Below are 10,830 nucleotides of genomic sequence, written 5' to 3' on the forward strand. Positions count from 1 at the left end.
TCAGCCAACAAACGCAGCCCATTCTGCCTCGCTCATCACCCGCACCCCCAACTCGCTCGCTTTGGCAAGTTTTGAGCCCGCGCCAGGACCCGCCACCACAATATCGGTTTTTGCAGAGACACTCCCAGCCACCTTGGCCCCAAGGCGGATGGCTTGGGCCTTGGCTTCATCGCGCGTCATGGTTTCAAGGCTACCGGTAAAGACGATGGTGAGGCCAGTTACCGGGCTATCTGAGGCTGGCGCTTCGGCATCGCGCGGGCGAACTTGTTCAAGCAAGCGCGCCACCGCATCGCGATTATGCGGCTCAGCGAAGAAATCAAGCAAGGCGTCGGTAGCAACCGGGCCCATGCCATCAATGGCGGCAAGGGACGTATAGCCATCTTGTGGGCGACCTGCCGCGGCAGACTTTAGGGTTGAGACAAGGCCCATCCAATCGGAAAAGACCTCAATCAAGGCCTTGCGGGCGGGCATGGCGACTTCGGATAGGCGCAAATTGGCCAGATTTTCCGCGACATCATCAAACAGGCCTGCTTGCGCGGGAGGTTCAGCATCAGCAGCCCAGTTCAATAAGGCCTCAAGCGCGCGCGGCCCCAAGCCATGAATGGCTTCCAAATGCCGATAGGCTTCATTGGCGCGATGGGTTTGCGCCACCTCAATGGCAGCTTTTAGGGCCTCCCAAGACCCAAAGGCACGGGCAAGCACACCACTGGTCGTCTCGCCAATATGGCGCACGCCAAGGCCAAAGATGAAACGCGCAAGATCAATGTCGCGCCGCTGATTGATGGCCGCAAACAGATTGTTGAGCGAGGTTTGGCCATAGCCGTCCCGGCCCCCAAGGTCTGAGCGGCGGCCTTCCAATTTGAAAATGTCCGCTGGTTCTTTCACAAGGCCCCAGTCGAAAAAGTCCTGCAATTGGCGGGGGCCGAGGCCGTCTATGTCAAAGGCTTTGCGGCTGACAAAATGCTCCAAATGCCGCAAGCGTTGGAAGGGGCAGGCAAACTCGCCCGTGCAACGCCGCACCACATCAAGGCCGCCATCTTGCTCATCCCCGCCACGGATCGCTGGCGTCTGCAACGGGCACGGACACATATGGGGAAAGGCAAAGGGCGTACTGTCAGGCTCACGCCTATCAACCAACACATCCACGATTTGGGGGATTACATCGCCTGCGCGTTGAATAACGATATGGTCGCCCGGCCGTAAATCCTTGCCGCCGCGCACGGGCAGGCCTGTCACCCGGTCCAGCGCTTTGCCCGCGATAAAGTCCTCATTATGCAGGGTTGCGTTAGAAACAACGACGCCGCCGACCGTGACTGGGCGGACACGGGCTACAGGTGTCAAAGCGCCCGTGCGGCCGACCTGAATATCGATCGCGTCAAGAATGGTTGTGGCTTGCTCGGGCGGAAATTTATGGGCGATGGCCCATCGGGGAAAGCGCGTCACAATCCCTAAGCGCGCCTGCAAGGCCAGATCGTTGACCTTATAAACCACCCCATCAATATCATAGCCAAGTTCAGCCCGGCGCAGGCCCAAATCCTGATAATGGGCCACCAAGGCCGCTGTATCGGCGCACAGCTTCATATCCGCATTGGTTTTAAAGCCCCAGCGTGCAAAGCACGCCACAGCTTCCATTTGGGTGGCTGCAAACGGTGCGCTCACATCCCCCCACGCATAGGCAAAAAAGCTCAAGGGGCGCTGGGCGGTAATGGCGGGGTCAAGCTGGCGTAGGCTACCTGCTGCTGCATTGCGGGGATTGGCGTAAAGCGGCAGGCCTGCTTCGGTTTGGGCTTGGTTTAGGGCTTCAAACGCGGCGTGGCTCAAATAGACTTCGCCGCGCACTTCCAAGATTTCTGGCCAATCTGTGCCTAATAAAGTTTTGGGAATATCGCCAATGGTCAGCACATTGGCGGTGACATCTTCCCCTTCTTTGCCATCGCCGCGCGTCACAGCATGTTTGAGCTGGCCCTTTTCATAGCGCACGGACAAGGACAGGCCATCAATCTTGGGCTCGGCTGTGCAGGCCAAAGCGCTTTGATCGTCAAAGCCCAAGAAGCGCTGGGCGCGGCCCAAAAAGTCTGCCACATCGCCATCGGTAAAGGCATTGTCGAGCGAGAGCATGGCGACTTGGTGGGTGATTTTGTTGAAACGGGCAGAGGCTGCACTGCCGACGCTTTTCGATGGACTATCAGCCCGGACTAAGGCGGGAAAGCGCTGCTCGATCAGAAGATTGCGCCGCTCCAACGCATCATATTCAGCATCGGACAGGACCGGCGCATCATGCTCATAATAGGCTTGTCGGTTGGCGGCGATCTCCCCCGCCAGCCGCTCTAATTCTCGTGCGGCTTGTTCTTTGGTGAGGGAATCGACGGGAAGTGCTGAAAGGTCCATGTCGGCGAAACTAACGCCAAGCATGGCGCGCGTGAAGCCTGTAACCTTGCCTTAGCTGAAGGGTGTCCACACCCGATTTCAGGCTTTTAGTCCTGACTGGCCGCAACCAAGGCCCGGGCGGCGGCGCGGGCTTCGGCGGTGATCTCTGCCCCAGACAACATGCGCGCCAATTCTTCTTCGCGTGCGGCATCAGGCAACGTCGTCACGCCCGTGCGCGTGATGCCATTTTCCACCCGCTTTTCGATGCGCCAATGACGACGCGCGCGGGCGGCAACTTGGGGGCTGTGGGTTACACACAGGATTTGCGCGGTCTCAGACAGGCGCGCCAAGCGGCGACCGACCGCATCGGCTGTTGCCCCGCCAATGCCCTGATCCACTTCATCAAACACCAAGGCCAAGGTGCCGCCATCGGTCGACAACACAAGCTTGAGCGCAAGTGATAGGCGCGAGAGTTCGCCCCCAGAAGCAATTTCCGACAAAGCGCCAAAGCCTGCCCCCGGATTGGCGGCAATCTCAAAAGTCACCCGATCAATACCGTCCTTGGTTGGGCGTGCCGCGTCGCTATCAACCCGGCTCCTGAAGCGCGCTTTTTCCAGTTTCAGCGGGGGCAGCTCAAGCTCCACTGCTTTATCGAGTGCGGCAGCAGCCGCCTGACGGCGCTCTGACAGCGTGGCGGCAGCCTGATCATACGCCACTTGCGCCTTGGCCAAAGCGGCCTTGGCCGCTTGAATGGCCTCATCAGCATGATCAATATTGGCAAGATTTCGCTCAGCCCGGGCCAAAACGTCGGGTAAAGCCTCCACCGTAACGCCATGTTTGCGGGCAGCCGCACGCAGGGCAAACAAGCGCTCTTCCAACTGATCGAGGCGGCCTGGATCGCCATCAAGGGCATCGCCTGCACGCGCCATCCAACCTTGCGCATCGCCCAATTCACTCAAGGCCCGCTCTAGCGCGGCGGCGGCTTGATCGACGGCTTTCGACAGGGCATCGGCCCCCTCACCCTCGGGCTTGCCCACGCGCGACAAGGCCCGCGCGGCCGCCGCCATGCGTTGCTCTGCTTTGCCATCCGCCAAAGCATCGGTTGCGTCTTTAAGGGCCGTGGCAGCCTTTTCAGATCCCATTAAGGCGCGCCGCTCTGCATCAAGGGCTGCCTCTTCGCCAGCCTTTGGGGCGAGCTTTTGTAACTCGGCCAGCACATGGGCGAGGTAGTCGCGATCGGTGGAAGCGCGCCGGGCGCGGGTTTCAGCCTCTTCCAACTCTGACCGCGCAGCTTCCAACGTGCGCCACGCCTCACCGACTTGCGCCTTGAGGGGCCCAGCTTTGGCAAAGACATCCAATAGGTCGCGGTGGGTCGACGGGTCCATCAGGCCAACCGAGGCGTGTTGACCGTGGATTTCGAGGAGACAGGCCCCCAATCGGCGCAGCGCACTGACCGAAGCTGGCCCATCATTCACATAAGCCCGGCTTTTGCCATCGAGACTGATCGAGCGCCGTAGTACAATCCGGCCATCCTCGGCTTCGGGTAGATCCAATTCTTCCAGAAGTGCAATCGCGGGGTGATGGTCGCCAACTTCAAAAATCGCACTGGCTTGCGCGCGTTCTGCCCCGTGGCGAACCAGACCGCGATCTGCGCGCTCGCCCAAAGCAAGGCCCAAAGCATCCAACAGGATGGACTTCCCAGCCCCCGTCTCCCCCGTCAGTGCGGTAAAACCAGGCTCAATCTCCAAGTCCAAGGTTTCGATCAGGACCACGTCGCGGATCGACAAGCCAATCAGCATCGGCCACCCCGTCGGACAAGCCTCCCCCCGCGCGCAGCGGACGTTGAACGAGGGAAAATGGCGCTCATTTGCTCGCTTGCGGGGCCGAAGCTTCAGGCGGCTCTGGCGCGCGCTCTAACCCGCGCTTTGGCCGCACAATCCGTTGGAACAGACCACGCCGCTCTGGCTTACCTTCGGGCGTAAAGCCGCGGGCGGTCAGCAGCTTATAGCTGGCCTCATACCATTCAGAGCCCGGATAATTATAACCCAAGACCGCGCCGACCTTGGTTGCTTCATCAATCAAGCCCATCGACAAATTGGTCTCGACCAAGCGGTGCAGCGCTTCGGGGACGTGGGTTGTGGTCTGATAAAGGTCTACCACCCGACGGAAGCGGCCAAGGGCTGCCAAATGTTGGCCATCACGCAGATAATAGCGCCCGATTTCCATTTCCTTGCCAGCCAACTGGTCTTGGGTCATGTCAATCTTCAGGCGCGCATCGCGGGCATATTCGCTTTGAGGATAACGCTGCACGACATCATTGAGGGCGGCCAATGCCAATTCGGTCATGCGCTGGTCACGACCTACGTCCACAATCTGCTCAAAATAGCAGATAGCGATCAGATAATAAGCATAAACCGCGCTCTCATTGCCGGGATAGAGCGAGGTGAAACGCTGGGCCCCCGCAATCGCCTCTTCATATTTGTTCTGTTGATAATTGGCATAGGCCGTCATCAACAAAGCGCGCCGCGCCCATTCCGAATAGGGGTGCTGGCGGTCCACTTCTTCAAAGCCTGTTACCGCTTCGGCGTAATTCTTCTTGCTAAGCTCATCGCGCGCATTGTTGTACAACAGGTCCACGGGACGCTCGACATAGGCCGGTGCCTTTTTGGTATTGCTGCCGGGCATGGATTGGCAGGCAGCCACGGCCACAAGCAAGGTTGGCACAACAAGCAGAATTCGAAATGGCGAGTGCTTCACGATGTAAACTCCGGGCCGTATGCCCTTCCCCAACCCATCTTTAACCAGCTTCCGCGCGCACGGGAAGCCGCTAAAGGCGGTTGGACGGGTTCTGCTTCATGTGGGCACAGTTTGCGTCAATTTAAGGACAGGTGTGAAATCCTGTGCAGGCCTCAAACCAAAGGCCCTCACCCAGCTTGACCCCCTGTTCTGGCGCGGCACTATGGCACGGCTTACGGGGCAATTGCCCGGCACGATGCGCGAGGGGCGGAATTGACCATGCAACGATGCGGCTGGGTTCTCGAATCAGACCCGCTCTATGTCGCCTATCATGACGAGGAGTGGGGCGTGCCGGTCCATGATGCGCGCCAGCTGTGGGAGCTATTATGTCTAGAGGGCTTTCAAGCCGGCCTGTCGTGGATCACGATTTTGCGTAAGCGCGACGCATTTCGCGAAGCCTTTTGTGGCTTTGACCCTGACCGCGTAGCCGCCTTTGGCCCAGATGATATTGAGCGCTTGATGGCCAATCCCGGCATCGTTCGGGCGCGCGCCAAAATTATTGCCACGATTGAGTCTGCGCGGCTTTTCCAGACCATTGAGACCGAAGAAGGCGGTTTTCACGATTTCATCTGGTCGGTCGTCGGCGGAAAGCCTATCCATAATCACCCCGTCTCGTTTCGCGATGCACCGACAAAGTCGGCAGAATCAGAAGAGCTGGCGCGCAAGCTTAAAGCCCGTGGCTTCAAATTCTGCGGGCCGGTCATTTGCTACGCTTATATGCAGGCTGTAGGCTTAGTGGTCGATCATGAAACCTCCTGCCACCGCTATCGGCCGCACTTAGAGTGACGGGCAGACAGAGGGATTGCGCATCAGGTCAAAGGCTTTAACGTGGCGCAAAAACAAGGGAGTGCGCCATGAGCTTAAGAACACCAATTTGCGATCTTTTGGGGATTGAACATCCCATCATGCTGGCGGGCATGGGTGGGGTTTCCTATGCCGAAGTCTGTGCGGCCGTCTCGGAGGCTGGCGGGTACGGCTGTCTTGGCATGGCCGGGCGCACACCGGCTGAAATCCGCGATGAAATGCGCAAGGTCCGCGCTTTGACGGATCGGCCCTTTGGTGTCGACCTTTTGGCCGCCGTGCCAGGCAGCCTTGAAGCCTCTGTCGATATCATCATAGCCGAAGGTGCGACCGCCTTTATCGCGGGCCTTGGGGTTCCCTCCGCCATTATCGAAAAGCTCCATGCCGCTGGGCTCAAAGCCATGGTGGTGGGCGGGGCTGTCAGCCATGCCGAAAAAGCCCAAGCCGCTGGCTGTGATGCGGTCATCTGCCAAGGCTCAGAAGGCGGCGGCCACACGGGCCTTGTTGGCACCCTGCCCTTGGTTGCCCAAGCGGTTGAGCGGGTGACGATTCCGGTTGTTGCTGCAGGTGGGCTCTATGACGGACGCGGGCTTGCAGCCGCACTGGCCCTTGGCGCACAAGCGGTTTGGATGGGCACGCGCTTTATCGCCTCGAAAGAGGCTCATGCCGGGCAAATGTATAAGGAGGCTGTCGTCGCAGCCAAGGATACCGACACGGTCCGTACCCGTTCCTATTCCGGCAAGCCCATGCGCGTGAAAGATAATGCTTGGGTACAGGATTGGGAAAGCCGCCCCGCCGACATCCAGCCTTTCCCCCAGCAAGCCATGATCAGCATGCAGGCAGGAGCTATGGGCGGCATTGGCGGCCAGATTGAAGGCCTTGAAGCCGACAAATCTTGCTTTGCTATGGGCCAGTCCGCTGGCGGGGTTCATGAAATCCTGTCGTGCAAGGAAATCATCGAGTCCATCATGGCCGAGGCCCATGAAGCGATTGGCCGGGTTGCCCGCTTACAAGCAAGCTCTCCAGCTTGACCTAACGCCCGAAACAGGCGCGTTTAGGGGGTATGAAATCACGTGTTTGGATGGTCAGTGCGGTCGTGCTCATCGCAGCCTCTGGGGCTGCGTTGAGTGTCGCCCAACCCATTAGCCAAGACCCGCAAAATCGTGGCCCGACCCCCACGCTGGAGACCTATGTGGTTTCAGGTGCCCCTGTGGAGGCAGATCGGCGCATCCCCGACGCGCCGATTGAGGATGGCCCAGTCGATATCCCCCAAGACGCGCCAATGGAATGGACCCCAGAAGCCAGTCCAGAAACAGCCGCAGAAGTGCCCTATCGCCCGGCCCGCCAAAAGGCCCGAAAAGTCCTGCGCGATGTTGAAGGCCTAAATGCAGACTATAGCGCCTATGGCGATCCCGCCGCAGAGGCCCAAGGCGCGGTTGCAGATAATCAACGGCGCGCGCGCGCGATTGATCCCATCAAACGGGCGAATTTGACCCGCTTGGCGCGTGTCTTGGGCTCGCTCCACGCTCTACGGGTCTCGTGTTCAGGTCGGGAAGATCAGACCTATCGGTCACGCATGGCCACCCTCTTAGACCTCGAAGCCCCAGACAATAGTGCCTTGCGCGACCCGCTGGTGGATTCATTCAATGCGGGCTTTCAAGCCTATGGCCAAGGTACTGCCACCTGCCCGGCAGATCGCAGCGCGCAGGAAGCCCGCTTGGCAAAAGATGGTTTTGGTCTCGCCAAACAGATGGCCGCCCTTTATAGACCTGCCGCTGCACCATCGGCAGATCAAACCAAACAACCAGATTCAAAGCTTTCAAAGTAATCGATCATACCAATTTACCACTTTTCAGGTAAATATCACCATTTGCACTACGTTAACGGATCGCGCCTAGACATAAACCAATCAAGCTAAGGGGTGGCTTTTGTCGAACTACACCTGCCTGTTGATCGAAGACAGCATGATACAGGCGCGCGTGATCTCACAAATGATCCTGCGTACTGGGTGGGTTGCGCTTGTGGCTTTAGATCTTCGCTCTGGCCTCGCCATCATGGAAGAAGAACCGTTAGAGCTTGTTATTTCTGACCTTATGCTGCCGGATTCAACCGATGGCAGCACCATCGCCAAAATCCGCGAAGCTGCACCCCATGTGACCATTGCTGCTATCAGCGCAGGCGGGGGCCGAAATTCAGCCTCTGCCCTGTTAGAGCGCGCAAAAGCCGATGGCGCGGAATTTCTGTTGCAAAAGCCTTTCTCGCAAGAACGCCTGCAGGCCTTATTAAGCGAAGTCTCCGAGCGCCTGCAATCGGGCACCCGCCGCCCGCATGTGCTGGTGATTGAGCCGAGCCGGACCTTGCGCAAAATCTGTGAGACGGGCCTTAAGGAACATGATTTCCGCGTGACCTGTGGCGCGACCTTGGACGAAGCCCTCGACCAGATTGATATTCTCGACCTCGATGCGGTTGTCACCCAAGTCGATGTCACCTCTGACGATGGCGCAGAACTTGTGCGCATGATGCGCGAAGCATTCCCCGGCGTCGCCATTGTGGCGGTCTCTGACAAGGGCGAGAGTGAAATTGCCAAGCGGGCTTGGTTGAAAACCTTAGAAGCTGGTGCGGATGTGGCGCTCGCCAAACCCTTCACGCCAGAAGAACTTGTCAGCTCTGTTCGCAATGGCATGGTGCTGGCGGCTTCGGCTTTCTTGGAAGCTGCCCGCCGGTCGGCTTAAACGGCGTGCAATTGGCCTAAGACCGAGACGACTACGCCTGCCACAATCAGGGCAGAGCCGAGGCCACGCCGCACATCGATTGTCTCCTTAAACCGAAGCCAGCCCAAAAGCGTCGCGGTTGGCGCTTCGACCAAGGCATTAAGCGCCCGCACCAAAGCTGCAGGGGCCAATGTCAAAGCGGCAAACCAACAGGCTGAGGCTGCTGCCCCGGTAAAGCCCGCTGACCAGGACGCCTTCCCATCGGCGGCTAATGCCGCCAAAGCCCGCCGATCCACCACCAAAAGGATACCGCCCAAAACAACACTCTGCATGGCTTGCACGCAGACGAGCGTGAAGGTCGCCGAAAAGATAGGCGCGGCAGGATCTATCGCCAGCCCACAAAGCCGGTAGCAATTGGCCGAGACGGCAAAGCACGCCCCAGAGGCCAGCCCAAAAAATCCGGCCTTAAACCCCCCAATTCCCCCGGCAATGCCTTTGTTGGGCCAAGAGGCAAGCAATAGACCCGCTGTCGCGCCCCAAATACCCAACCAGCCCCAAACCCCCAATTGGTCGCCGAGGAAGAGCGCACCAACCAGAGCCGCCAAGGGTAGGCTCATATGTTGAAAGGTCGAGCCAAGCCCAAAGCTTGACGCGCGCATGGCTTGGATCAAGGCCGCCGTTGCACATACTTGCGCCGTTGCCCCAAGCGGGGCGGCGACCCAAAAATCAGGCCCAATGGTGAAATGGGCTGGTGGGGCCAGCCACCACACAAGGCCTAAAAACAAACAGGCAAAGGGCAGGCCGTACAAAAAGCGCACCAAAGTGGCCCCCCACGGCCCTGCTTGGTCAGAAAGCCCTCGTTGGGCGGCATTGCGCAAGATTTGTAAAAGGCCCGCAACCAAGGCCAAGGGCACCCACATCCCGTTCATTTAACAAGCCTTGCAAGAAGAAAAATCGGGGCCAGCATAAACGGCGCTATTGGCCCGTTTCCTCCGTGGTTCCGCCCTAAACGTGCCATAAACCAAGCCCACAGCGGACTTGAGGGACGCGATGTTGCACCCAAGGCAGTTAAGTGGCCTAGTGAGGGGTGTGGAGGGCTTAATCATGACAGAACGGACTAATCTTTTGGCTGCAGCGGCTATAGTGGCGGGCGGGATCGCCTTTGCCGGCTTCTCGGCCGGCCAATCCCTCGTGCACTCACGTTTGGGCTTTCGAACGGTCACAGTCAAAGGTCTTTCAGAGCGCCCCGTCAAGGCAGACCTCGGCTTTTGGTCGATCAGCTTTGTCGCGACTGGCGATTCTTTGGAAGAAGCGCGTCAGGCACTGACAACCTCAGAGACTGCCGTGAAAGCGTTTCTGACCGCCCGCGGCTTTCCCGCCACCGCCTATCAGGTGCAAAATATTCGCGTGGAAGACAAGCTGGCCAATGCCTATTCCAACGGCGGCTTAAACGGGCCACGCTATATTCTGACTGAAAACCTGATGGTCAAAACCACCGAGGTCGACAAGCTGGCAGAAGCCTCGCGCAATAGTGGTGATTTGCTGAAAGAGGGCGTGGTTTTTGCCAATGATGGCTCTTCCTCGGGTCCTTCCTTTCAATTCACCGGTTTGAATGAACTGAAGGGGACACTGCTTACCGAGGCGACCCAGCGCGCCCGGGAAGCTGCCGACAAATTCGCCAAGGAATCAGGTGCCAAAGTCGGGGCCATTCAAAATGCCAATCAGGGCGTGATTGAAGTCAATCCAGCCGTCGAAATCCCAGACAGCCCCCCTGACCGCCAAATTGACAAAAAGGTCCGCGTGGTAACGACAATCACCTATTTCTTGAAGGATTAATGGGCAAAGGCCTCTGTCTCATGAGGTCGTTATTCCCCAAGGCGTCGGCCGAGTCCCGGACCTTGGGCCGCAAACGCGCTGAGGTCCCCGCTCTCCACTGCGTTCCGGTGGGGATGACATCGCTTTGCATGGATTTCTACCTGGAAGCGCTTTGGTGATCCTTCCGGCCCACCAAACCGCAAGCGAAATTGTTTCTGCGACCTCGGGGTAGTCAAGTGCGCAGCTTCGCTGCGTCGCGACGCGATCCGTTTTCGAAGAAAACGGACACTTGACGACCCAGATGTCGCGGCCATCCTTGATGATCCATTTTGGTGAAACA

General features: G+C 58.6%; 10 protein-coding genes. 6 read left to right on the plus strand and 4 right to left on the minus strand.

Features of this window, described 5'->3' with window-relative positions; all coding sequences use genetic code 11:
* The 3 genes from ligA to IOB61_RS13985 all read right to left on the minus strand — a co-directional run bounded on the left by ligA (window position 1) and on the right by IOB61_RS13985 (window position 5,124).
* Window positions 1-2,388, minus strand: a complete 2,388-nt coding sequence (gene ligA, locus IOB61_RS13975) for an NAD-dependent DNA ligase LigA (RefSeq protein WP_290817914.1) — start codon at window positions 2,386-2,388, stop codon at window positions 1-3.
* An 86-nt stretch (window positions 2,389-2,474) separates the two neighbouring features.
* Window positions 2,475-4,166: a DNA repair protein RecN gene (gene recN, locus IOB61_RS13980; RefSeq protein ID WP_290817915.1), complete on the minus strand. Its 1,692-nt coding sequence runs from the start codon at window positions 4,164-4,166 to the stop codon at window positions 2,475-2,477.
* 64 nt (window positions 4,167-4,230) lie between these two features.
* Entirely contained in the window at window positions 4,231-5,124 is an 894-nt protein-coding gene (locus IOB61_RS13985; protein ID WP_290817917.1) for an outer membrane protein assembly factor BamD, read from the minus strand.
* Between the two features lie 133 nt (window positions 5,125-5,257).
* Here IOB61_RS13985 and IOB61_RS13990 point away from each other — a divergent pair, with 133 nt between their 5' ends.
* The 5 genes from IOB61_RS13990 to IOB61_RS14010 all read left to right on the plus strand — a co-directional run bounded on the left by IOB61_RS13990 (window position 5,258) and on the right by IOB61_RS14010 (window position 8,696).
* Window positions 5,258-5,380 (plus strand): hypothetical protein, encoded by a 123-nt coding sequence (locus IOB61_RS13990; RefSeq protein ID WP_290817920.1) that lies wholly within the window; start codon window positions 5,258-5,260, stop codon window positions 5,378-5,380.
* Window positions 5,381-5,382: 2 nt separating this feature from the next.
* Entirely contained in the window at window positions 5,383-5,949 is a 567-nt protein-coding gene (locus tag IOB61_RS13995) for a DNA-3-methyladenine glycosylase I (protein WP_290817943.1), read from the plus strand.
* A 68-nt stretch (window positions 5,950-6,017) separates the two neighbouring features.
* On the plus strand, window positions 6,018-6,995 hold the full coding sequence (locus IOB61_RS14000) for a nitronate monooxygenase family protein (RefSeq protein ID WP_290817923.1): 978 nt from the start codon (window positions 6,018-6,020) through the stop codon (window positions 6,993-6,995).
* A gap of 32 nt (window positions 6,996-7,027) precedes the next feature.
* Entirely contained in the window at window positions 7,028-7,792 is a 765-nt protein-coding gene (locus IOB61_RS14005) for a TIGR02301 family protein (RefSeq protein WP_290817926.1), read from the plus strand.
* Window positions 7,793-7,892: 100 nt separating this feature from the next.
* Complete coding sequence (locus tag IOB61_RS14010) at window positions 7,893-8,696, plus strand: response regulator (RefSeq protein WP_290817929.1); 804 nt, start codon at window positions 7,893-7,895, stop codon at window positions 8,694-8,696.
* Here IOB61_RS14010 and IOB61_RS14015 read toward each other — a convergent pair.
* On the minus strand, window positions 8,693-9,604 hold the full coding sequence (locus tag IOB61_RS14015) for a DMT family transporter (RefSeq protein WP_290817932.1): 912 nt from the start codon (window positions 9,602-9,604) through the stop codon (window positions 8,693-8,695). The genes IOB61_RS14010 and IOB61_RS14015 overlap by 4 nt on opposite strands.
* A gap of 175 nt (window positions 9,605-9,779) precedes the next feature.
* Between IOB61_RS14015 and IOB61_RS14020 the strand changes: the two genes are divergently transcribed.
* On the plus strand, window positions 9,780-10,511 hold the full coding sequence (locus IOB61_RS14020) for an SIMPL domain-containing protein (RefSeq protein ID WP_290817935.1): 732 nt from the start codon (window positions 9,780-9,782) through the stop codon (window positions 10,509-10,511).
* Window positions 10,512-10,830 lie beyond the last annotated feature (319 nt).

It is taken from the genome of Aquidulcibacter sp. (assembly GCF_020253525.1).
Classification (GTDB): domain Bacteria; phylum Pseudomonadota; class Alphaproteobacteria; order Caulobacterales; family Aquidulcibacteraceae; genus Aquidulcibacter.